This is a genomic window from Streptomyces thermolilacinus SPC6 (assembly GCF_000478605.2).
GTDB classification, from domain to species: Bacteria; Actinomycetota; Actinomycetes; order Streptomycetales; family Streptomycetaceae; genus Streptomyces; species Streptomyces thermolilacinus.
Map to the genome: position 1 here is coordinate 1,765,147 of NZ_ASHX02000001.1, position 22,891 is coordinate 1,788,037.

At 74.2% G+C, this 22,891-nt stretch carries 18 protein-coding genes; 4 read left to right on the plus strand and 14 right to left on the minus strand.

Annotated features, from left to right (window positions below; all coding sequences use genetic code 11):
• Positions 1–267: 267 nt before the first annotated feature.
• Positions 268–1,206, minus strand: a complete 939-nt coding sequence (locus J116_RS07185) for a 2-hydroxyacid dehydrogenase (protein ID WP_028963782.1) — start codon at positions 1,204–1,206, stop codon at positions 268–270.
• 100 nt (positions 1,207–1,306) lie between these two features.
• On the opposite strand from J116_RS07185, the gene J116_RS07190 reads away from it, so the two are divergent.
• Together J116_RS07190 and J116_RS07195 are read left to right on the plus strand one after the other, a co-directional pair.
• A complete protein-coding gene (locus J116_RS07190; RefSeq protein ID WP_023586414.1) occupies positions 1,307–2,317 on the plus strand; it encodes an aldo/keto reductase in 1,011 nt (336 codons plus the stop codon).
• A 295-nt stretch (positions 2,318–2,612) separates the two neighbouring features.
• Positions 2,613–3,767, plus strand: coding sequence for a PQQ-dependent sugar dehydrogenase (locus J116_RS07195; RefSeq protein WP_023586415.1), 1,155 nt, complete (start codon positions 2,613–2,615; stop codon positions 3,765–3,767).
• An 8-nt stretch (positions 3,768–3,775) separates the two neighbouring features.
• Here J116_RS07195 and J116_RS07200 read toward each other — a convergent pair whose 3' ends face one another.
• The 13 genes from J116_RS07200 to J116_RS07260 form a co-directional block, all read right to left on the minus strand.
• Positions 3,776–6,838, minus strand: coding sequence for a helix-turn-helix transcriptional regulator (locus tag J116_RS07200; RefSeq protein ID WP_023586416.1), 3,063 nt, complete (start codon positions 6,836–6,838; stop codon positions 3,776–3,778).
• Between the two features lie 14 nt (positions 6,839–6,852).
• Positions 6,853–7,047 carry a hypothetical protein gene (locus J116_RS07205; RefSeq protein ID WP_023586417.1) on the minus strand — a complete coding sequence of 65 codons (195 nt, stop codon included), beginning with the start codon at positions 7,045–7,047 and terminating at the stop codon, positions 6,853–6,855.
• Positions 7,048–7,201: 154 nt separating this feature from the next.
• Positions 7,202–7,774, minus strand: coding sequence for a GNAT family N-acetyltransferase (locus J116_RS07210; protein WP_023586418.1), 573 nt, complete (start codon positions 7,772–7,774; stop codon positions 7,202–7,204).
• A gap of 31 nt (positions 7,775–7,805) precedes the next feature.
• A complete protein-coding gene (locus J116_RS07215; RefSeq protein WP_023586419.1) occupies positions 7,806–10,007 on the minus strand; it encodes an MMPL family transporter in 2,202 nt (733 codons plus the stop codon).
• 963 nt (positions 10,008–10,970) lie between these two features.
• Positions 10,971–12,485, minus strand: a complete 1,515-nt coding sequence (gene gatB / locus J116_RS07220; protein WP_023586420.1) for an Asp-tRNA(Asn)/Glu-tRNA(Gln) amidotransferase subunit GatB — start codon at positions 12,483–12,485, stop codon at positions 10,971–10,973.
• Between the two features lie 17 nt (positions 12,486–12,502).
• Positions 12,503–12,742, minus strand: a complete 240-nt coding sequence (locus tag J116_RS07225) for a hypothetical protein (RefSeq protein WP_023586421.1) — start codon at positions 12,740–12,742, stop codon at positions 12,503–12,505.
• Positions 12,739–14,238, minus strand: a complete 1,500-nt coding sequence (gene gatA, locus J116_RS07230) for an Asp-tRNA(Asn)/Glu-tRNA(Gln) amidotransferase subunit GatA (protein WP_023586422.1) — start codon at positions 14,236–14,238, stop codon at positions 12,739–12,741. The genes J116_RS07225 and gatA overlap by 4 nt, the downstream gene beginning before the upstream one ends.
• 5 nt (positions 14,239–14,243) lie before the next feature.
• Complete coding sequence (gene gatC, locus J116_RS07235) at positions 14,244–14,540, minus strand: Asp-tRNA(Asn)/Glu-tRNA(Gln) amidotransferase subunit GatC (protein ID WP_023586423.1); 297 nt, start codon at positions 14,538–14,540, stop codon at positions 14,244–14,246.
• A 164-nt stretch (positions 14,541–14,704) separates the two neighbouring features.
• Positions 14,705–16,864, minus strand: coding sequence for a putative bifunctional diguanylate cyclase/phosphodiesterase (locus J116_RS07240; RefSeq protein WP_023586424.1), 2,160 nt, complete (start codon positions 16,862–16,864; stop codon positions 14,705–14,707).
• A 241-nt stretch (positions 16,865–17,105) separates the two neighbouring features.
• Positions 17,106–19,298 carry an NAD-dependent DNA ligase LigA gene (ligA, locus tag J116_RS07245; protein WP_023586425.1) on the minus strand — a complete coding sequence of 731 codons (2,193 nt, stop codon included), beginning with the start codon at positions 19,296–19,298 and terminating at the stop codon, positions 17,106–17,108.
• 13 nt (positions 19,299–19,311) lie between these two features.
• Complete coding sequence (locus J116_RS07250; protein WP_028963785.1) at positions 19,312–20,325, minus strand: methionine synthase; 1,014 nt, start codon at positions 20,323–20,325, stop codon at positions 19,312–19,314.
• A gap of 81 nt (positions 20,326–20,406) precedes the next feature.
• The gene (locus tag J116_RS07255) at positions 20,407–21,096 is read right to left on the minus strand and encodes an SDR family oxidoreductase (protein ID WP_023586427.1); all 690 of its coding nucleotides are present in this window, start codon (positions 21,094–21,096) and stop codon (positions 20,407–20,409) included.
• Between the two features lie 25 nt (positions 21,097–21,121).
• The gene (locus J116_RS07260) at positions 21,122–21,661 is read right to left on the minus strand and encodes an LOG family protein (RefSeq protein ID WP_023586428.1); all 540 of its coding nucleotides are present in this window, start codon (positions 21,659–21,661) and stop codon (positions 21,122–21,124) included.
• A gap of 54 nt (positions 21,662–21,715) precedes the next feature.
• Here J116_RS07260 and J116_RS07265 point away from each other — a divergent pair, with 54 nt between their 5' ends.
• Both J116_RS07265 and J116_RS07270 read left to right on the plus strand, forming a co-directional pair.
• Positions 21,716–22,042, plus strand: a complete 327-nt coding sequence (locus tag J116_RS07265; protein WP_023586429.1) for a DUF427 domain-containing protein — start codon at positions 21,716–21,718, stop codon at positions 22,040–22,042.
• A 125-nt stretch (positions 22,043–22,167) separates the two neighbouring features.
• Positions 22,168–22,779, plus strand: a complete 612-nt coding sequence (locus J116_RS07270) for an alpha/beta fold hydrolase (RefSeq protein ID WP_235617324.1) — start codon at positions 22,168–22,170, stop codon at positions 22,777–22,779.
• The last annotated feature ends 112 nt before the right edge of the window (positions 22,780–22,891 follow it).

A 22,891-nucleotide genomic window follows, 5' to 3' on the forward strand; every position in this document is an offset into this window, starting at 1 on the left:
CCGTGCCGGTGGTACTGCTCGACGTGCCCCCAAGTCGTGACGATACACCAGGATCGTCACTCAGGGACAGGGTCTCTATACGCTCCGTAACGATCAAGTCGGTTATACACACGCACTGCGCCCGAATCGATCCGGAGCGTATCCGTCCGGGCGCCTCGGCCGCAGGCAAAAGCGGGGCGGTACATACCAACGGGTGCGGGCGGGCGGAACATGCCGTCGGTACGGGCCCCGGGCACGGGCGCGCGGGACCCGTCGGAACGGCCGGATCTATTCGGTGGTGAGGACGACGTTCCTCAGCGGCTCCCCGGCCGCGAACCGGGTGAGCTGCTCGGCGATCAGCCGCTTGGCGCGGGGCATGAACGCCGAGGTGGAGCCGCCGACGTGGGGGCTGATCAGCACGCCGGGCGCGTGCCACAGCGGGTGCCCGGCCGGCAGCGGCTCCGGGTCGGTGACGTCCAGGGCGGCGGTGATGCGGCCGCTCTCGGTCTCCGCGAGCAGGGCCTTGGTGTCCACGACGGGGCCGCGGGCCACGTTGACGAGCAGCGCGCCGTCCTTCATGCGGGCCAGGAAACCGGCGTCGGCGAGGTGCCGGGTGTCCTCGGTGAGCGGGGTCGAGAGGATCACCACGTCCGCCTCGGGCAGCAGGTCGCGCAGGTCGGTGAACGCGTGCACGGGACCGCGCTCGGTGGTGCGGGCGGAGCGTGCGACGCGCACGACCCGCGCGCACTCGAACGGCGCGAGCCGGTCCTCGATGGCCGCGCCGATGGAGCCGTACCCGACGATCAGCACGGACTTGTCGGCGAGCGCCGGGTAGAACCCGGCCCGCCACTCCTCGCGGTCCTGGCCGCGCACGAACCCGGGGATGTCCCGCAGCGACGCCAGCACCAGCGCGAGGGTCAGCTCCGCCGTACTCGCCTCGTGGACGCCCCTGGCGTTGCACAGCGCCACGCCGGGGCGCACGTCGGGGAGGCCGGGCGTCACATGGTCCACGCCCGCGGACAGCGTCTGGACGACCTTCAGGGAGGTCATCGCGGCGAGCGGGCGGACCGCGATCTCCATGCCCTTCATGTACGGGACGACGTAGAAGGCGCAGTCGGCCGGGTCGGCCGGGAAGTCGGTGAGGCCGTCCCAGAGGCGGTAGGTGAGACCGGTCGCGGACGGGTCCGGCAGGCCCTCTATCTCGTCGGCGGGGATGGGCAGCCACACATCGGCGGTCACATCAGCAGCAGTCATGCCAGGAGGCTAAGCGAAGGAAACGGCTCGCCATTGGTTAGTTTTGGTGCGCTGCACAGGGAGGTACGGGGAGTTGGAGCGCAGGACACTCGGGGCGACCGGGCTCGACGTGGGGGCGATCGGCCTCGGCTGCATGCCGATGAGCTGGGCGTACAGCACCTCGCAGCAGCGCGGCGACCGCTCGCTGCGCGCCGTGCACGCCGCGCTCGACGCGGGGGTGAGCCTCCTCGACACGGCCGACATGTACGGGCCGTTCACCAACGAGCTGCTGCTCGGCCGGGTGCTGAAGGAGCGGCGCGCGGACGCGTTCGTGTCGACCAAGTGCGGGCTGCTGGTGGGCGACGGGCACATCGTGGCCAACGGACGGCCGTCCTACGTGCGCCGGGCGTGCGACGCCTCGCTGCGGCGGCTCCAGACGGACGTGATCGACCTGTACCAGCTGCACCGGGCCGACCCGGAGGTGCCGGTCGAGGAGACCTGGGGCGCGATGGCGGACCTGGTGACGGCCGGAAAGGTGCGCGCGCTGGGGTGGTGCGCCGTGGGCGTGCGGGGCGCGCGGCGCACGGGTTCGTACGACTTGTACGACGGAACGATTCGCCAACTGGAGCGCGTGCAGCAGGTGTTCCCGGTGAGCGCCGTGCAGGCGGAGCTGTCCGTGTGGTCGCCGGAGGCGCTGGCGCGGCTGCTGCCGTGGTGCGGGGCGCGCGGGGTGGGGTTCCTCGCCGCGATGCCGCTCGGCAACGGCTTCCTGACCGGGACGCTGACGCCGGGCGGCGGTTTCGAGCCGGACGACCCGCGGGCCCGGCACCCGCGCTTCACCGCCGAGATGATGGCCGCGAACCAGCCGCTGGTCGCCGGGTTGCGGCGGGTGGCCGAGCGGCACGGGGGCGCGGCGGCCGGGGTGACCCCGGCGCAGGTGGCGCTGGCCTGGACGCTGGCCCAGGGCAGGCACGTCGTCCCGGTGCCGGGCACGAAGCGGGAGTGCTGGGCGGTGGAGAACGCGCGGGCGGCCGCGCTGGCGCTGACGGCGCGGGACCTGGCGGAGATCGCCGGGCTCCCGCCCGCCCGCGGCTCCTGGTATTGAGGGCAGGCGGGCTCGGGGCTTGGTGGTGGGGGCGGGTGACAGCGGGCGGGCGTCACGTGTCGGCGTCAGCGGGGGCGGGAGCAGCGGGGCGCGGCGGACGGGCGCGGCAAGCGGCGGGCGGACGCGGCAAGTCGGGGACAGCGGACGGGCGGGAGCGGCGCGCGGCGAGTCACGGGCGGCGGGGCGGGCGGGGCGGGAGCACGGGGGCGGTACCGGTGGGGCGCAAGCCCTAGGCTGGACCGGACGGGCTCCACTTCGCCGCCGGGAAGGAACGAGGAACGTGCGACGTCCCGCTGTGACGGCCGTGTCGGCCGCTGCCGCTCTGCTGCTGGCGACCGGGTGTTCGGCCGACGGGGGGAACGGTCCGGCGGGCCCCGCGACGGGCGCGCCGACCCGCTCCGCCGCGTCCGCCCCGGCGTCCGCCGCGCCCTCCCCGTCCCCGTCCGCGCCGCCCGCGAAGGGCTCCGCGCGGGTCGTGTCCACGGTCGCCCAGGGCCTCAAGTCGCCTTGGGGCCTGGCCCCGCTGCCGGGCGGCGACCTGCTGGTCTCCTCCCGCGACGAGGGCACCCTCACCCGCGTGGACGCCGAGACCGGCGAGCTGACCGTGCTGGGCGAGGTGCCCGGTGTGGCGCCCGGCGGCGAGGGCGGGCTGCTGGGCATCGCCCTGTCGCCGAAGTTCGCCGAGGACCACCTCGTCTACGCGTACTTCACCACCGAGTCCGACAACCGCATCGCCCGCATGCTGTACGACGAGAACCGGCCCGCCGGGCAGCAGCTGGGCGCGCCCGACACGGTCCTGCGCGGCATCCCCAAGGGTGTCGTCCACAACGGCGGGCGCATCGCCTTCGGGCCCGACGGGATGCTCTACGCGGGCACCGGCGAGACGGGCGACACGGGGCTCTCGCAGGACAAGGCGTCGCTGGGCGGCAAGATCCTGCGGATGACGCCGGACGGGCAGCCCGTGCACGGGAACCCCGAGGCCGACTCGGTCGTCTACTCGTACGGGCACCGCAATGTGCAGGGCCTCGCGTGGGACGCGCAGAAGCGGCTGTGGGCGGCCGAGTTCGGGCAGAGCACCTGGGACGAGCTGAATCTGATCCAGCCGGGTGGCAACTACGGCTGGCCGGAGGCGGAGGGCAAGGGCGGCGGCTCCGGGTTCGTCGACCCGGTCGCGCAGTGGCCGGTGGCGGACGCGTCGCCGAGCGGCATCGCCTTCGCGCGCGGCTCGGTGTGGATGGCCGGGCTGCGCGGCGAGCGGCTGTGGCGCATCCCGCTGGCGGGCGACAAGCCGTCGTCGGCGCCGCAGGCGTTCCTGGAGGGCGAGTACGGCCGACTGCGCGCCGTCGTCGCGGCGGGCGGCGACCGGCTGTGGCTGGTCACCAGCGAGACGGACACGCGCGGCACGCCGGAGGCGGGTGACGACCGCGTCCTGCTGCTGGAGGTCAGGTAGCCGGGCCGTCAGCGGGCGTCCGGCGGGGCGTCGAGCAGGCGGAGGCGGTGCGCCAGGGCGGCCGCCTCCGTACGGCTGGAGGCGCCCAGCTTCGTCAGGATGCGCGACACATGGACGCTCGCCGTCTTCGGTGAGATGAACAGCTCCTCGGCTATCGCCCGGTTCGTACGCCCCCGCGCCAGCAGCCGCAGCACGTCCCGCTCCCGGCCGGTCAGCCCGAAGGCGGGCTCCGGGGCGGGCGGCGCGGCGGGCTCGCCCGGGTCCAGCGACAGCCGGGCGCGGGCCGCCAGCAGTTCCGCGTCCTCCCGCAGGGCCCGCGCGCCCAGCCGGACGGCCACCGCGCGCGCCTCCCGCAGCGCCCCGGCCGCCGCCTCCCGGTCCCGGCCGCCCGTCAGCAGCGCGTCCGCCAGCCGGTACCGGGCGCGGGCCAGCTCGTACGGCCGCTGGACCCGCTCCAGGGCCGCCACCAGAGCCGCCCAGCGGCCCGGGTCGTCCCGGCCCTCGGCGCGGGCCAGCTCCGCCGCGACGAACTCCGCGTACGCCTCCCACAGCGGCACCGGCGCGGCGAGCCGCCGGGCCCCGTCCCGCACCGCCCGCACGGCCCGTTCCGCGTCCGGGTCACCCACGACGCCCCGCGGGTCGGCGGGCCGGGCGTCCGCCTCCGCGGTGGCCGCGGCGAGCAGCAGCGGCCAGGCGTACCGGTGTGTGCCCGCCGGGAAGCCGTCGGCCACCGCCGCGGCCAGCAGGTCCCGTACGTCCCGCATCCGCCCGCGCCCGGCGGCGACCGCCAGCTCCAGGCGGGTCAGCGGCAGCGTGAACTGGAGCATCGGCGCGTGGGCGCCCAGCAGTTCACGGGCGCGGGACGTGTGCGCGGACGCCGCGTCGGTCTCGCCGCGCAGCACGTGCAGCTGCGCCAGGCGCAGCAGGGCGAAGCCGCGCGGCTTGGAGGTGGCGGCGGCGAGGCGCAGCAGCCGGTGCGCGCCCCGCTCGGCCTCCTCCCACAGGCCGAGCGACAGCTGCGCCTCCGCGAGGTTGCCCAGCACCCAGGCCTCGTTGCCCAGCAGGCCGTGCTCGCGCGTGTAGACGATCCCGGCCTCGGCGACCTCGACCGCCTCGCGGGACATGCCGACGGACTCCAGGGTGGACGCCAGGTTGGTGTACGCGCGGCCCGCCTCCCCGGTCAGGCGCAGTTCCACGGTCCGCTCGCGCACCGCGCGCATCGCGGCGAGGCCGCCTTCGACGTCGCCCGCGTCGACCATGAGGCTGCCCAGGGTGAGCCGGGCGTTCAGCTCGACGGGTTCGGCGCCGACGAGGCGCGCGTACTCGACGGCCCGCTCGGCGGCGGCGAGGCTGTCGGGGCCCGGCGCGTGCAGCATGCCCCATCCGGCGGCGACGGCGAGGACCTGGGCGTGCACCGCCGACGGCGGCAGGCCCCGCACCAGCTCCTGGGCGGTCGCCAGCTCGGCCCAGCCGTCGCCGCGCCCCAGGTTGGTGACGAGCCGGGACCGCTCGGTCCAGAACCAGGCGGCCCGCAGCGGGTCGTCGCCGTCCGCGAGGAGCCGCAGCGCCCGTTTGACGATGGTCAGCGCCCGCTCGCGGTCGCCGCATTGGCGGGCGGCCACGGCGGCCTCCGCTAGGAGGTCCAGGTAGCGCAGCGGGGTCGTGTCCGCGTCGCAGCCGCACGCCGGGTACGCCTCTGCCTGGTCGATGGGGCGCACCGTGTCCCGTACGTCGCGGGGCACGTCGTCCCACAGCTCCATGGCCCGCTCCAGGAGCCGCAGCCGTTCGGCGTGGGCGTGGCGGCGGCGGGCCTCCGCGGCGGCCCGCAGGACGACGGGGAGGGCCTTCGCCGCGTCGTGCGCGTGGTACCAGTACCCGGCGAGCCGCGTGGTGCGCTCGTCGGCCCGTACGAGGGTGGGGTCGGCCTCCAGGGCCCGGGCGTAGCGGCGGTTGATGCGGGAGCGCTCGCCGGGCAGCAGGTCGTCGCTGACGGCCTCGCGGACCAGCGAGTGGCGGAAGCGGTAGCCGTCGCCGTCGGGCACGGCGAGGAGGATGTTCGCGCCGACGGCGGCCCGCAGCGCGGCGATGAGGTCGTCCTCGGGGAGCCCGGCGACGGCGGCGAGCAGCGCGTACTCGACGGTGGAGCCGCCCTCGGCGACGATCCGCGCGACGTTCTGGGCGTCGTCGGGGAGCCGTTCGACGCGGACGAGGAGCAGCTCGCGCAGGGAGTCGCTGAGGCCGCCCGGGGCACAGCCCTGCTCGTGGCTGACCACCAGTTCCTCGACGAAGAAGGCGTTGCCGTCGGAGCGGCGGAAGATCTCGTCCACGAGCGCCGGATCGGGTTCGGCGGCGAGGATGCCGGTGAGCTGCCGGTGGACCTCCGCGCGCGTGAAGCGGGGCAGTTCGACGCGGCGTACGCTGCGCAGCCGGTCGATCTCGGCCAGCAGGGGGCGCAGGGGGTGGCGGCGGTGGATGTCGTCGGAGCGGTACGTGGCGAGGACGGCGAGGCGCCCGCCCGCGAGGGTGCGCAGCAGGTACGCGAGCAGGTGCCGGGTGGAGGTGTCCGCCCAGTGCAGGTCCTCCAGCACGAGGACGACGGTGTGGTCGGCGGCGACGCGTTCCAGGAGGCGTACGGCCAGCTCGAAGAGGCGGGCGGTGCTGTCGTCGGCGTGCGGCTCGGGGTGGCCCTGCGGGTCGCCCAGCTCGGGCAGGAGCCGGGCCAGTTCGCCCTCCTGGCCTTCGGCCGCGGCGGCGAACGCGTCGGGCAGGGCGCGGCGCAGGGCGCGCAGGGCGGTGGCGAACGGCGCGAAGGGCAGCCCGTCGGCGCCGATCTCGACGCAGCCCCCGACGGCGACGGCGGCACCGCGGCGGCGCGCCTCGCCGAGGAACTCCTCGACGAGGCGGGTCTTGCCGACGCCCGCCTCGCCCGCGACGAGCAGCGCGCGCGGCTCGCCCTCGACGGCGCGGGACAGGGCGTCGGTGAGCGCGGTGAGTTCGGCGGTCCGGCCGACGAACACGGGGCTGAGCGACGTGATCTCCACGCCGCCGAGGATCGCACAGGCGTACGCCATCGGGGCGGCGGCCCTCAGGCGGCGCGTGCGAAGCGGCGGCGCTCGTCGCTCACCCGCCCTTCGGGTGCGTCCCCGCCGGAGCGGCGCGCGGCGCGGCCGGTCCGCCGGGCGGCGCGGGCCCGGCGGGCCAGGCGCTCGGCGTCGGCCTCCCGGACGAGCCGGGCGTGACGGTCGGCGTGGTGGGCGGCGAGGGTGTCGTACGGGAACATCGCGGTCTCCCTGGAGGGTCGGGGCCCGGTCGTTCCGGGCTGCCCCGACTCTCCTCCCGCAGACGGTGCCCGCACATCGGGAGAGTGCCGCATCCTCGCGGCCCGCGTCGCCTTACGCCGGGCCCCGGAGCGTCTTACGCGTGCCGGGGGCGCCTTACGCGCCGCCCTCGCCCGCGCGCAGGGCGTGCCACTCGGGGGCGAGGACGGACCACACCTCGATGTCGAGGCGGGCGCCCCGGTGGGGGTGGTGCTCGCGCAGCACGCCCTCCTTGGTCATGCCGAGCCGCCGGGCCACGTTGACGCTGGCCGTGTTGGGCGACGCGACGCGCCACTCGACGCGGTGGACGCCCCGTACGTCGACGGCCCAGTCGATGATCACGCGGGCGGCCCGGGTCACCAGGCCGCGCCCGACGGCGGCCGGTTCCAGCCAGCAGCCAACCTCGCAGGAGCCAGCGGCGACGTCCATGGTGGGGAACAGGACACCGCCGACGAGGGTGCCGTCCTGGCGGATGCCGAAGATGCGGCCCTTGTCGGCGGCGGCCTTGTCCGCGTACGACTGGAGGAAGGCCCGCGCGGCCGGCAGGTCCGGTGCGACCTCGGCGAGCGCGATGTACCGCCCTATGTACTCCCGGCCCCGGTCCAGGTGGGCCAGGTACTCCTCGGCCTGCCAGGGCTCCAGCGGGCCCAGCTCCGCCCCGTCGCCCAGGGACCGGCTGAAGACGCTCATGATGCTCCCCCTCCCCCGCCGCAGGGCGGGTCTACGGCACGAGCTCCCCTTCACCGCTCGCGCGCTGCTCCGGGATCTTCGCATGGACCGGCTCGCGGCACTCCGGGGCCTCGATGCTGATGCGCGGCAGCAAGCGGTCGAGGGAGCGGGGCAGCCACCAGTTGGCGCCGCCCAGCAGATGCATGAGGGCGGGGACGAGCAGGGTACGCAGCACGAACGCGTCGAGGGCGACGGCCGCGGCGAGGCCGATGCCGAACATCGCGATGACCCGGTCGCCGGAGAGGACGAACGCCAGGAACACGGCGATCATGATGACGGCGGCGGAGTTGATCACGCGGCTGGTCTCGGCGAGCCCGACCCGCACCGCGCGCCGGTTGTCGCCGGTATCCAGCCACTCCTCGTACATCCGGCTCACCAGGAACACCTGGTAGTCCATGGACAGGCCGAAGAGCACGGAGACGGCTATCACCGGCAGGAACGGCTCGATGGGCCCGGCGCGGCCGAGGCCGAGCAGCTCGCTGCCCCAGCCCCACTGGAAGACGGCCACGACGATCCCGAAGGCGGACGCGACGGCGGCGACGTTCATCGCCGCGGCCTTCAGCGGGATGCCGATGGACCGGAACGCGAGCAGGAGCAGCAGGCAGCCGAGCGTGATCACGACACCGACGAACAGCGGCAGCTTGCCGATGATGACCTGCGCGAAGTCGTCGTACCCGGCGGTGATGCCGCCCACGTGGACGTCGAGGGAGGTGCCGCTCTCGGCGGCGGGCAGCACGTCGGCGCGCAGCCGCTCGACCAGGTCGCTGGTCCGCTGCGACTGGGGCGCGGAATCCGGTACGACGGTGACGACGGCGGTGTTGCCGCCGCCGCTGTACGTGACGGGGCCGACCGACTCGACGCCGGGCGTGGCGCCGATCTGGGCGGGCAGCCGGTCCATGGCGAGCCGGTCGCCGGCGCCGCCGAGTTCGGCGACGAGGGTGAGCGGGCCGTTGACGCCGGGGCCGAAGCCGTCGGCGAGCAGGTCGTACGCCTGCCGGGTGGTGGCCGTGGCCGGGTCGTTGCCCTGGTCGGAGGTGCCCAGGCGCAGGGAGAGCGTCGGCAGGGCGAGGACCAGCATCACGACGGCGGCGACGGCGCCCAGCTTCTTGGGGTGGCGCTCCACGAACGCCGACCAGCGGGCGGCGAACCCGGTCGGCAGCTCCGGCTCGGGGCCGTGCTCGGCGAGGCGGCGGCGCTCGCGGCGGGACAGGGCGCGCATGCCGATCAGGGACAGCAGGGCGGGCAGCAGCGTGACGGACGCGGCGACCGTCAGGACGACGGTGAGCGACGCGGCGATGGCGACGCCGTTGAGGAAGCCCAGCCGCAGGATGAGCATGCCGAGCAGGGCGATGCAGACGGTCGCCCCGGCGAAGACGACGGCGCGGCCGGTGGTGGCGACGGCGTTCTGCGCGGCCTCGGTGACGCCGAGGCCGCGTTTGAGGCCCTTGCGGTGGCGGGTGACGATGAACAGCGCGTAGTCGATGCCGACGCCGAGGCCGATGAGCAGGCCCAGCATCGGCGCGAAGTCCGCCACGGTCATGACGTGGCCGAGCAGGGCGATCCCCGAGTAGGCGGTGCCGACGCTGACGAGGGCCGTGACGATGGGCAGGACGCTGGCCGCGAGGGAGCCGAACGCGAGGAACAGCACGACGGCCGCGACGGCGACGCCGACCATCTCGGCGGTGTGGGAGCCGCCGCCCTGGGTGAGGGAGGCGACGGTGCCGCCGACCTCGACCTGGAGGCCGTCGCCGGAGGCGGCACGGGCGGTGTCCACCAGGGCGCGGGCCTGCGACTGGGGGATGTCGTCGGCGAGGCGGTCGAAGGTGACGGTGGCGTAGCCGGTGCGGCCGTCGTCGCTGATCTGCGCGGGGCCGGACGGCGGGGTGACGGCGGCGACGCCGGGCAGCTCCTCGACCTCGTCGAGCATGGCGGTGATCCGGCCCTGAACGGCCTCGCCGCGTACGTCTCCGTGCTCGCTGTGCCAGACGATGGTGCCGCTGTCGCCGCTCCGGCCGGGGAACGCCTCCTGGAGCACGGCCGTCGCGCGGCCGGACTCGGTGCCGGGGACCTCGTAGTCGTTGGAGTACGCGGAACCGGCCACCCCGGCGGCCACCGTGACGCCGCACAGGGCGGCGAGCCAGAGCAGGACGGTGACGAGTCGGTGGCGCACACACCACCGGGCGATGGCTGCCAAGGGCTTCGCTCCCTGATCGGGGGGTCCTGGTCCCGGCTCCGGGACTCCCGGAGGGACACATGACCGTATCGGGGACAACTCTGACAGCGAAAAGAGATCGTTTGCCCCTTTCGTGGGCTTACTCACAGCGCGTGGAGCAGGCCCGGATGCGGGCTGGCACGACGGCACCCGGCGGGGCGCGGGCCTGGGACGCAGGCCGCACAGCGAGCGAGCGGCGGTGGTGGGCAGCCGGGCGGGCGCCGGCCCAGCGGCGGCGGGTGGACGGCAGCCGGGCGGGCGCCGAGTGGCACGGGCGGGGTTCACCGCAGGAGGGCGCGGGCAGCGCGAAGGACGCGGAGCAGCAGCGGGCGCGGGATCCGCGTGGATGCCCGGGGCGGGCGCCGGGAGGGACGGGGCACAGGGCGGCGGGCGCGAGCGGGGGTGGCGGGCGGCGAGCGGCGGACGGGGCGGAGGTGGCGCGCGGGTGACGGGGAGATCCCGGGGCAGCAGCGGAGCGGCACGAACAGCGCGGGCTGCTCAGCGCGGGCGCGGAATGCCGGGCAGGTGCGGGCACAGCGGCGGGCGGTGGGCACCGGGCGCGATGCGGGGCAGGGGCGGGCCGAGTCGGCGCGGGGCCAGAGGCGGCGGAGTGCCCAAGGAGGCGAGCGCAACGGCTGCGGGGGCGCGAGTGGCGCGGGCCCTCAAGGCAGGTGGTGCGCCGGGGCCCGAAGGTGCGGGGCAGGGCGGGCGGGTGGAGGGCAACCGAGCGGGAGGCGCGAGGAGGCGCGGGGCAGGCGGCAGGCGGCAGGCGGCAGGCGGGCGTACGAACGTGCAGGGGCGTACGGGGCGGCGGACGGCCACGCGGGCGGCACGCGGCGTACCGGAGCGGGAGGGGCGTGCGGGAGTGCGGAGGGCGGCGCACCGGCTTGCGGTGCGCCGCCCTCGTACAGCAGCGGGTCGGACAGGGACGTCCGGCCCCCGGGCTCAGCCCTCGGTGACGCCGAGCTTCTCCAGGATCAGCTCCCGAACCCGGGCCGCGTCGGCCTGGCCGCGCGTGGCCTTCATGACCGCGCCGACCAGCGCGCCCGCCGCGGCGACCTTGCCGCCTCGAATCTTGTCGGCGATGGCCGCGTTGGCCGCGATGGCCTCGTCCACGGCCGCGCCCAGGGCACCCTCGTCGGAGACGACCTTCAGGCCGCGCTTCTCCACGACGGTGTCCGGGTCGCCCTCGCCCGCGAGAACGCCCTCGATGACCTGGCGGGCCAGCTTGTCGTTGAGGTCGCCGGAGGTCACCAGCTCCGTCACCCGGGCGACCTGCGCCGGGGTGATGGCCAGCTCGTCCAGGGACGTGCCGGTCTCGTTGGCGTGCCGGGACAGCTCGCCCATCCACCACTTGCGGGCCTGGTCGGCCGGGGCGCCCGCGTCGATCGTGGCGACGATCAGGTCGAGCGCGCCCGCGTTGAGGATGGCCTGCATGTCCAGCGCGGAGACGCCCCACTCCTCGCGCAGCCGGTTGCGGCGCACGCGCGGCAGCTCGGGCAGCCCGGCGCGGATCTCCTCCACCCACTCGCGGGACGGGGCGACGGGCACGAGGTCGGGCTCGGGGAAGTAGCGGTAGTCCTCCGCCTCCTCCTTGACCCGGCCGGACGTGGTGGAGCCGTCGTCCTCGTGGAAGTGACGGGTCTCCTGCACGATCGTGCCGCCGCCGATGAGGACCGCGGCGTGCCGCTGGACCTCGTAGCGGACGGCCCGCTCGACGGACCGGAGCGAGTTGACGTTCTTCGTCTCGCTGCGGGTGCCGAACTTCTCCGTGCCGATGGGGCGCAGCGACAGGTTGACGTCGCAGCGCATCTGGCCCATCTCCATGCGCGCCTCGGAGACGCCAAGGGCGCGGATGAGGGCGCGCAGCTCGGCGACGTACGCCTTGGCGACCTCGGGGGCGCGGTCACCGGCGCCGACGATCGGCTTGGTGACGATCTCGATCAGCGGGATGCCCGCGCGGTTGTAGTCGAGCAGCGAGTGGGACGCGCCGTGGATGCGGCCGGTGGCGCCGCCGACGTGCGTCGACTTGCCCGTGTCCTCCTCCATGTGGGCGCGCTCGATCTCCACGCGGAAGACCTCGCCGTCCTCCAGCTGGACGTCCAGGTAGCCGTTGAAGGCGATCGGCTCGTCGTACTGGGAGGTCTGGAAGTTCTTCGGCATGTCCGGATAGAAGTAGTTCTTCCGGGCGAAGCGGCACCACTCGGCGATCTCGCAGTTCAGCGCGAGGCCGATCTTGATCGCGGACTCGACGCCGGTCGCGTTGACGACGGGCAGCGCGCCGGGCATGCCGAGGCAGACCGGGCAGGTCTGGGTGTTCGGTTCGGCGCCCAGCTCGGTGGAGCAGCCGCAGAACATCTTTGTCTTGGTGCCGAGTTCGACGTGCACCTCCAGGCCCATGACGGGCTCGAAGGTGGCGAGGGCGTCCTCGTACGACACCAGGTCAGTCGTGACGGTCACGGTGAAAACAATCCCTCTCAGCCGAACAGGACGTCGTCGTCACCGACGCGCTTCAGCTCGCGCACCAGGATGGCGAGTCCGGTCGCGATGGCGGCGGCGGACACGACGGCGTCCAGCAGCAGAAGCGTGTCGCTCTCGGTGCGGGCCTTGCGGGCCTGCTTGATCACGCTCAGCGCGCCGAACGCGGTGGTGCCGATCGACAGGTACGTACCGGCCCTCGACTTCTTGAAGCCCTTGGCCTTGGTCAGTGCGCTCACAGCGACGGAGCCTCCTCCAGCAGCGGGTGGCCCCAGCGTGCCACGAAGGCGGCCTCGACCGCGGCGCCGACCGTGTACAGACGGTCGTCCTTCATGGCCGGGGCGATGATCTGCAGACCGACCGGCAGGTTGTCCTCCGGCGCCAGGCCGCACGGCAGCGACATGGCGGCGTTGCCCGCGAGGTTGGTCGGGATGGTGCACAGGTCGGCCAGGTACATGGCCATCGGGTCGTCGGCGCGCTCGCCGATCGGGAAGGCCGTGGTCGGGGTCGTCGGGGAGACGATCACGTCGACCTGCTCGAACGCCTTCTCGAAGTCGCGCGTGATGAGCGTGCGGACCTTCTGCGCGGAGCCGTAGTACGCGTCGTAGTAGCCGGAGCTGAGCGCGTACGTGCCGAGCATGATGCGGCGCTTGACCTCGTCGCCGAACCCGGCCTCGCGGGTGAGGGAGGTGACGTCCTCCGCCGAGCGCGTGCCGTCGTCACCGGTCCGCAGGCCGTAGCGCAGGCCGTCGAAGCGGGCGAGGTTGGAGGAGCACTCGGAGGGCGCGATCAGGTAGTACGCGGAGAGCGCCAGGTCGAAGGAGGGGCAGTCCAGCTCGACGATCTCGGCGCCCAGCTCCTTCAGCAGCTCGACGGACTCGTCGAACCGCTGGACGACACCGGCCTGGTAGCCCTCGCCGCGGAACTGCTTGACGACGCCGACGCGCATCCCCTGGACGCGGCCGTTGCGTGCGGCCTCGACGACCGGCGGGACGGGCGCGTCGATGGACGTGGAGTCCATCGGGTCGTGCCCGGCGATCACCTCGTGGAGGAGGGCCGCGTCGAGGACCGTGCGCGCGCAGGGGCCGCCCTGGTCCAGGGAGGACGAGAACGCGACCATGCCGTAGCGGGAGACCGCGCCGTACGTCGGCTTGACGCCGACCGTGCCGGTGACGGCGGCGGGCTGGCGGATGGAGCCGCCCGTGTCCGTGCCGATGGCGAGGGGGGCCTCGTACGACGCGAGGGCGGCCGACGAGCCGCCGCCCGAGCCGCCGGGGATGCGGGTGAGGTCCCACGGGTTGCCGGTCGGGCCGTAGGCGCTGTTCTCGGTGGAGGACCCCATGGCGAACTCGTCCATGTTGGTCTTGCCGAGGATGACCACGTCGGCGGCGCGCAGCTTCGCGACGAGCGTCGCGTCGTACGGCGGGACCCAGCCTTCGAGCATCTTCGAGCCGACGGTGGTCGGCATGTCGCACGTGGTGAAGATGTCCTTCAGGGCGAGCGGGACACCGGCGAGTGGGCCCAGCTCCTCGCCGCGCTCGCGCTTCTCGTCCACGGCGCGGGCCTGCGCGAGGGCGCCCTCGCGGTCCACGTGCAGGAAGGCGTGGACCTTCTCGTCCACCGCCTCGATGCGGGCGAGGTGTGCCTCGGTGACCTCGACGGCGGTGAGCTCGCCGGAGGCGATCTTCGCCGCGATCTCGGCCGCGGTGAGCTTGATGATGGTGCTGTCCGTCATGTCGGTCAGTCCTCCCCGAGGATCTGCGGCACCTTGAAACGCTGCTTCTCCTGGGCCGGGGCACCGGAGAGCGCCTGCTCGGGGGTGAGCGACGGACGGACCTCGTCCGCGCGCATGACGTTGGTCAGCGGCAGCGGGTGGGAGGTCGGCGGAACGTCTTGGTCGGCGACCTCGGAGACGCGGGCGACCGCGCCGATGATGTCGTCGAGCTGGGAGGCGAAGTGGTCTACCTCTTCGTCCTTCAGCTCCAGACGCGCCAGCCGTGCGAGGTGGGCGACCTCCTCGCGCGTGATGCCAGGCATGCAGCGATCCTCAGGGGTGAGTGATTGGGTTTTGGCCCAATCCTATGGGTCGCGCCGCGGTGCCCGTGAAACGGTTTGCCCCTCCATCCGTACCTCTGTGTGCGGCCGGGTGGCCCGGCGGGCCGCCGGTCCGGCTGGCCGGACGGCCCCGCGGGTGGTCCGGTCTACGTGACCGGGTGGCTGGACGGACGGCCGGAGGGGTGGTCCGGGGAGTGGTCGGACGGGGCGGGCGTGGACGGCGGGAGCGCCGTGGTGGGGCGGTGCCAGCCGTGTACGCCGCGGGCGCGGAGCCACGCCGTCGTCTCCTGCGGCGGCATCGCGGCGGCGACCAGCCAGCCCTGGACGGCGTCGCAGCCCAGGTCGCGCAGGCGCTCCCAGGTCTCGTCGTCCTCGACGCCCTCGGCGACGACGAGGAGGCCCAGCGAGTGGGCGAGGTCCACGGTGCAGCGGACGATCTCGGCGTCCTCCGTGTCCACGGCGAGGCGGGCCACGAACGAGCGGTCGATCTTCAGCTCGCTGACCGGGAGGCGCCGCAGGTGGACCAGCGACGAGTAGCCCGTGCCGAAGTCGTCCAGCGACATCTTCACGCCGTGGCCGGTCAGCCCGGCGAGGGTGTCGGCGGCGCGCTGCGGGTCCTCCAGCAGCACATGCTCGGTGATCTCCAGCTGGAGGGCGCCGGCGGGTACGCCGTGCCGGGCGAGGCGGGCGGCGACGGCTCCCGCGAAGCCGGGGCTGTGGACGTCGCGCGGCGAGACGTTCACAGCGACGGGGACCTCCAGGCCCTGGGCGCGCCAGCGGGCGACCTGGCCGAGCGCCGTCTCCAGGACGTACTCGGTGAGGTGCGGCATCAGGCCGGACGACTCCGCGATCGCGATGAACTCGTCCGGGGGGACGCGGCCGCGCTCCGGGTGGACCCAGCGGACCAGCGCCTCCAGGCCCGCGACATGGCCGTCGAAGCGGACCTTGGGCTGGTAGTGCAGCTCCACCTCGCCCGCGTCGAGGGCGCGGCGCAGGTCGCCGAGGAGGCCGAGCCGGTCGGGGGTGTTGGAGTCGCGCTTGGACTCGTACACCTCGACCCCCGTCCGGTCCCGCTTCGCCTGGTACATGGCGACGTCGGCGCGCTGGAGGAGCCCTTCGGCGTCGAGGGCGTGGTCGGGGAAGACGGCGACCCCGGCGCTGGCCTCCAGGACGAGCGTGAGCCCGTCGAGGTCGAGCGGGGAGGACAGGTCGGCGGCGAGGTGGCGGGCGACGCGCTGGGCGCTGGTGGTGGAGTCGGTGGCCGGCAGCAGTACGGCGAACTCGTCGCCGCCGAGCCGGGCGGCCTCGGCTCCGCGCGGCAGGGCGAGGCGGAGGCGCTCGGCGATCTGGAGGAGGAGGCGGTCACCGGCGAGGTGGCCGAGCGTGTCGTTGACGGACCGGAAGCGGTCGAGGTCGATGAGGACGAGCGCGGCGCGCCGGTTGTCGGCCTCGGCGGCCTCCAGGGCGGCCCAGGTGCGTTCGAGCAGCCACTGGCGGTTGGGGAGGCCGGTGAGGGGGTCGCGGAGCTGCTCCTCGGCGCGGGCGCGCGCGATCCAGAGTGTGGAGTCGAGGGCGATTAAGGGCACGGCGAACAGCGGCAGCAGGACCGGGAGGGAGACGGCGACGACGCAGATGAGCGGGGCGATGCCGAGCAGGGCGACGGCGACGAGGCCCTGCCGCAGCAGCGCCGTGCGGGCGGCGGTGGGCAGGCCGCCGCCGGGCGGGGCGAGGGTGTACCACAGGACGAGCCGGGTCACCACCAGGTACGTCCCGGCGGCGAGGGCGACTTCCGGTACGGCGGCGATCCCCCATTCGAGGGGCTGCCAGGGCCGTTCGACGGACGGCACGTCACCGAACGCGGCGAGGACGAGCGCGGCGCCGCCGATGCCGAGCACGTCGGCGGCGCCGTGCAGCAGGCCCTGCCGCCAGCGGTGCCTGCGGGCGGCGCCGACGAGGACGACGACGGCGAGGCTGACCAGCCCGGCGGGCACCCACCCGTACAGGAGGAGCACGGCGAGGGTGAGGGCGGCGCCGGAGCCGGTGCCGCCCCACCAGCGGTCCCGGCCGAGGGCCACGAGGTGGCCGACGACGATGCCGGTGAGGACGGCCAGGGACCAGCCGGTCGTCCCGCCGGGGAACAGCGCGTGGCCGTCGCTCACCGCGCGGTAGAAGCCGGTGGCGAGCGCGATCGCCGCGAGGGTCACGACGACGGCGGGCAGCCTGGCGAGGACGCCCTCGCGGGCCGTCGCGCATCCCGCTCGCGTACGCGGTCGTGCGACCGGGTCGGCACTCTCGGTCGGTTTCATTCCGTCCCTCTCACAGCCGGCGGTGCCGTTGCCTCTGCCTGGTGATGGCCTGTTGTCATGCCACCACGACTGGACTTCCCACGCGGCCGCGCACGACAGGCGCACGTCACAACAGTAGGCCGCGGAGGGCGTTGACGGGCAGCGCTCTACAGCTCTTGCCCGAATGCGACCCGGCCACCCTTATCCGTCTGATATGCGCTGAACGGGTGACGTTTTCCGGCCTGTTCCGCGCGCTGTTCCCCTACTGTTCGACCGGGACGGCTGCTTCGCGGGCGGCGTCGGGGCCCTGCTCCAGCAGGACGGCGAAGCCGGCCTCGTCCAGAACCGGAACCTTCAGCTGCATCGCCTTGTCGTACTTGGAGCCCGGGTTCTCCCCGACCACCACGAACGCCGTCTTCTTGGAAACGGAACCGGTCACCTTCGCGCCCGCGCTCTGGAGCGCCTCCTTCGCGCCGTCCCGGGTGTGGTTCTGCAGCGTGCCCGTGACGACGACGGTGAGCCCCTCCAGCGGGCGGGGGCCCTCCTCCTCGCCGGTGCTCTCCTCCTCCATGCGGACGCCCGCGGCGCGCCACTTGCGCAGGATCTCGCGGTGCCAGTCCTCCGCGAACCACTGCTTCAGGGACGCGGCGATGGTCGGCCCTACACCCTCGACGGCCGCCAGCTCCTCCTCGGTGGCCTGTTCGATGCGCTCGATGGAGCGGAACTCGCGGGCCAGCGCCTCGGCGGCGACGGGGCCGACATGGCGGATCGACAGCGCCGTGATGATCCGGGCCAGGGGGCGGCTCTTGGCCTCCTCGATGTTCCTGAGCATCGCGAGGGCGTTCTTCTTCGGCTCGCCCTGCTGGTTGGCGAAGACGGTGACGACCTTCTCCTCGCCGGTCTTCGGGTCGCGCTTGGGCAGCCCGCTGTCCTGGTCGAGGACGTACGCCTTGATGGGCAGCAGCTGCTCGATCGTCAGGTCGAACAGATCGCCCTCGTCCACGATCGGCGGCTCGGCGGGCTCCAGCGGGCGGGTGAGCGCGGCGGCGGCCACGTAGCCGAAGTTCTCGATGTCGAAGCAGCGGCGCCCGGCCAGGTAGAACAACCGCTCCCGCAGCTGCGCGGGGCACGTACGGGCGTTCGGGCAGCGCAGGTCGACGTCGCCCTCCTTCATGGGCTTCAGCGGCGTCCCGCACTCTGGGCACTCGGCCGGCATGACGAACTCCCGTTCGCTGCCGTCCCGCAGGTCCACGACCGGCCCCAGGATCTCCGGGATGACGTCTCCGGCCTTGCGGAGCACGACCGTGTCGCCGATCAGGACGCCCTTGGCGCGCACCACGTCCTGGTTGTGCAGGGTGGCGAACTCGACCTCGGAGCCCGCGACCGTGACCGGCTCCACCTGGGCGTACGGCGTGACACGGCCCGTGCGGCCGACGCCGACGCGGACGTCCACCAGCTTCGTGTTGACCTCCTCGGGCGCGTACTTGTACGCGATCGCCCAGCGCGGGGCGCGGGACGTGGAGCCGAGGCGGCCCTGGAGGCGGATCTCGTCGAGTTTGACGACGACGCCGTCGATCTCGTGCTCCACCGAGTGGCGGTTCTCGCCGTAGTACGCGATGAACTCCCGTACGCCGTCGATGCCGTCCACCACGCGGTTGTGCCGGGCCGTGGGCAGGCCCCACTCGTGGAGCAGCTCGTACGCCTCGGACAGCCGGCCGAGGGTCAGGCCCTCCAGCGCGCCGATGCCGTGCACCACCATGTGGAGCGGGCGCGTGGCCGTGACGCGCGGGTCCTTCTGGCGGAGGGAACCCGCCGCGGCGTTGCGCGGGTTGGCGAACGGCTTGTCCCCGGCGGCGACCAGACGGGCGTTCAGCTCCTCGAACTTCTCCATCGGGAAGTAGACCTCGCCGCGGATCTCCACCAGGTCCGGGACGCGGTCCCCCTTCAGACGCTCGGGGATGTCGGAGATCGTGCGGACGTTCGGCGTGATGTCCTCGCCGGTGCGCCCGTCGCCACGGGTCGCCGCGCGCGTGAGGCGGCCCTTCTCGTACGTGAGGTTCACGGCGAGGCCGTCGACCTTCAGCTCGCACAGGAAGTGGTGCCCGGCCGAGCCGACGTCGCGGCCGACGCGCTCGGCCCAGGCGGCGAGCCCCTCGTCGTCGAAGACGTTGTCCAGGGAGAGCATGCGCTCGCGGTGCTGGACGGCCGTGAACTCCGTCTCGTACGTCCCCGCGACCTTCTGCGTGGGCGACTCGGGCGTACGCAGCTCCGCGTACCGCTCCTCCAGCTCCTCCAGGGACCGCAGCAGCCGGTCGAACTCGGCGTCGCTGATGACCGGCTGGTCCTTCACGTAGTACCGGAAGCGGTGCTCCTCGACCTCCTCGGACAGCCGGGCGTGCTCCTCCCGCACCTCCGCCGGTACCACGTCGCGCTGGTCGTGCTGTTCGACAGCCACGTCGATCCTCCCGTTACTCAGGGTTGTCCGCGAGGGACTTCGCCGCCTTGACACAGTGCGCCAGCGCGCGGCGGGCATAGTCGGGCGAAGCGCCCGCGAGCCCGCACGTCGGGGTGATCACCAAGGAGTCCGCGAGAGTCCCCGGATTCAGCCCCAGCCTGCGCCACAGCGTCCTGACACCCATGACGCTACCGGCAGAGTCTGACAACGCGCGGTCGGTGGAGGGCACGACGCCCACGAACAGCTTCGTCCCGCCCTCGACGGCCTCCCCGATCGCCTCCTCATCACGTTCCGTGAGCAGCCCGAAATCGAACGAGATGGCCGCCGCTCCGGCCCGGCGCAGCAGCGCGAAGGGCACGTCGGGGGCGCAGGAGTGGATGACGGAGGGCCCGTCGTGGACGCCCGTCACGTCGCGCAGGGCGCCCTCCACGACCTGCCGGTCGACGGCCCGGTAGGTGCGGTAGCCGCTCGCGGTCCTGACGTGGCCGCGCAGGACGGCGGTGAGGGACGGCTCGTCGAGCTGGAGCACGACCCGGGCGCCCGGCACCCGGCGGCGCACCTCCGCGAGGTGGCCGCGCAGGCCCTCGGCGAGCGACGCGGCGAGATCGCGGCAGGCCCCGGGGTCGCCGAGGGCCGCCTCGCCGCCCCGCAGTTCCAGCGCGGCGGCGAGCGTCCACGGGCCGACCGCCTGGACCTTCAGCAGGCCGGTGTACCCCTGGGTGAACTCCTCCAGCGCGTCGAGGTCCTCGCCCATCCAGGAGTGGGCGCGGCGGGTGTCCCGGCCGGGCCGGTCGCTGATCCGCCAGCCGCTGGGCTCCACGTGCGCGTAGACCTCGACCAGCAGCCCCAGCGTGCGGCCGATCATGTCGGCGCCGGGGCCCCGGGCGGGCAGTTCGGGCAGGTGGACGAAGTCCTCGAAGGACCCGGTCACGGTCCTGGCGGCCTCGCGCGCGTCGCCGCCCGGCATCGACCCGACCCCTGTCGCCGGGCCCCAGTTGATGTCGTCGCTGTGGTTGTTCTCGCTCACCCGGGAAGCGTACGCGCACGTGGCCACCGGCCCGGACGAAGCCACCGGCACGGGCGGAGCCACCGGCGGCCCCGGACGGAGCTATCGGCCCGGACGGACGGTGAGGTCCTGGATCTCCGCGTCGCGCGGCAGGTCGATGGCGGTCAGGACGGTGGTGGCGACCGAGTCGGGGTCCATGAGCCCGGCCGGGTCGTACTCCTTGCCCTCCTGCTGGTGGACCTTGGCCTGCATGGGGCTGGCGGTGCGGCCCGGGTAGACGGACGTGACCCGCACGCCGTGGCCGTGCTCCTCCGCGCGCAGGGCGTCGGCGAGGGCCTTCAGGCCGTGCTTGGACGCCGCGTACGCGGACCAGTCGGGGTTGGCGCGGAGCCCGGCACCCGAGTTGACGAACACGACGTGCCCCTGGGAGACCCGCAGCTGCGGCAGGAGCAGCCGGGTGAGCTCGGCGGGGGCGACGAGGTTCACGTCGAGCTGAGTGCGCCACGCCTTGGTGGTCAGCTCCCCGACCGGGCCCAGGTCCACGACTCCCGCGATGTGCAGCAGCGTGTCGAGCCGGTCGGGCAACTGCTGGTGGGAGAACGCCCAGGACAGCCGGTCCGGGTTGGCGAGGTCCCCGACGAGGGTGCGGGCGCCCGGGTACAGGTCGGCCAGCTCCTTGGCCCGTCCGGCGTCCCGGGCCAGCAGGATCAGCTCGTCCCCGCGCGCGTGGAGGCGGCGCGCGACGGCCGCGCCGATGCCGGAGCCCGCGCCGGTGATCAGGTGTGTGGTCATGGGGGCCATGCTCGCACCCGCGCCGTCAGCGAATCCCGGCGGCCTCTTCCAGGTAGGCGAGCGCGGAGACGCCGTCCTCGGCGAAGAACACCAGGTCGGCGAGGGGCAGCGGGAGGAAGCCCTCCGCCTCCATGCGACGGAACTGCTGCTTGAGGCCGTCGTAGAAACCGGCCGTGTTGAGCAGCACGACCGGCTTGGTGTGCATGCCGTGCTTCTTCAGCTCCAGGATCTCCGTCGCCTCGTCCAGGGTGCCGGTGCCGCCGACCATGATGACGATCGCGTCGGACCGGGCCAGCAGCTCCGCCTTCCGCTCCGCGAGGTCCTTGGTCATGATCATCTCGTCGCAGCCGGGCCGCGCCTTGTGGGCGAGGAACTCCACCGACACGCCGACGAGCCGGCCACCCGCCTGCTGCGCGGCGTCCGCGACGACCTTCATCAGACCGGCGTCGGAGCCGCCCCACACGAGCGTGTGACCGCCCTTGGCGAGCAGCTCGGCGAACTCGCGCGCGGGCCCGGTGTAGCGGTCGTCCAGGTCGGCGGCGGAGAGGAAGACGCAGATGTTCATGGGGCAACCGTACGGGGCGGGGAACCGTGCCGTACGGTCGGCCGTTGCCCTGGTATGACCACTTCGGGGCACCGCATCACGATCGAGCCCGCGGACGGGCCGGTCCGCGTCGTCCGGGACGGCGAGCAGGTCGCGCGGAGCTCCCGCGCACTGGCCCTGCGCGAGACGGGCTGCCCGGTCCGCCTGTACATACCGCCCGAGGACGTGCGGACGGACCTGCTGGAGCCCTCGGACACGCACACGTACTGCCCGTTCAAGGGCACGGCTTCGTACTGGTCCCTGCCCGGCCGCCCGGACGCGGTGTGGGCGTACCTCGACCCGAAGCCCGAAGTAGCCGCCATCAAGGGGCACTTCTGCTTCTACGGCGACGACGAGGGCTGAGCCGGGGAGGGTTGGGCGTCCCGGCCGGGGCCGGAGGGGGGCCTGGACGGTGTTCTTCGGGAATTTCCCGTCCGGAGCGATGAGTTGCGGTCGGCTCCCGGGTCTGCCCCCGTATGGACGATCTGATGACGAGGGCGGTGGCGCCGACCGCGCCCGTCCGGGGGCGGGTGACGTCGGCGGACGGCACGACGATCGCGTACGAGCGGCGGGGCGAGGGTCCGCCGCTGGTGCTGGTGGGCGGGGCGCTGTCGCCGGGGCGGGGCGAGTGGCGGCTGGCCGGGCTGCTGGCGGAGCGGTTCACGACGTACACGTACGACCGGCGCGGACCGGGCGGCGGCGCGGCCGGGCGCGGACCGGGTCGGGAGGTCGAGGACCTGGCGGCGGTCGTCGCGGTGGCGGGCGCGGGCGCCGGGGTGCACGGCCTGTCGTCGGGCGGCGCGCTCGCCCTGGCGGCGGCGGCCGCGGGTGTGCTGCCGGTGGCGAGGCTGTCGGTGTACGAGCCGCCGTACGGCGCGGACGACGACGCCCACGACGGCGTGCCGTCCGAGCTCCTGGCGCGGGTGCGCCAGCGGGTGCTGGTCCTCGACGGCGGGGCCAGCCCGCGGTGGCTGCGGGACGCGGCGCGGGCGGTGGCGCGGGCCCTCCCGCACGCCCGGCACTCCACCCTGACGGGCCAGACCCATGTGGTGGCCCCGCACGCCCTGGCCCCGGTGCTGGCGGCATTCCACACGGGGTGAGCGGGGCCGGCGGGCGGGTCGGGCGGTGCCGGAGCACGCGGGGCCGTGGCAGGACCGGGATCGGCACGGGCGGTGCCGGAGCACGCGGGGCCGTGGCAGGACCGGGATCGGC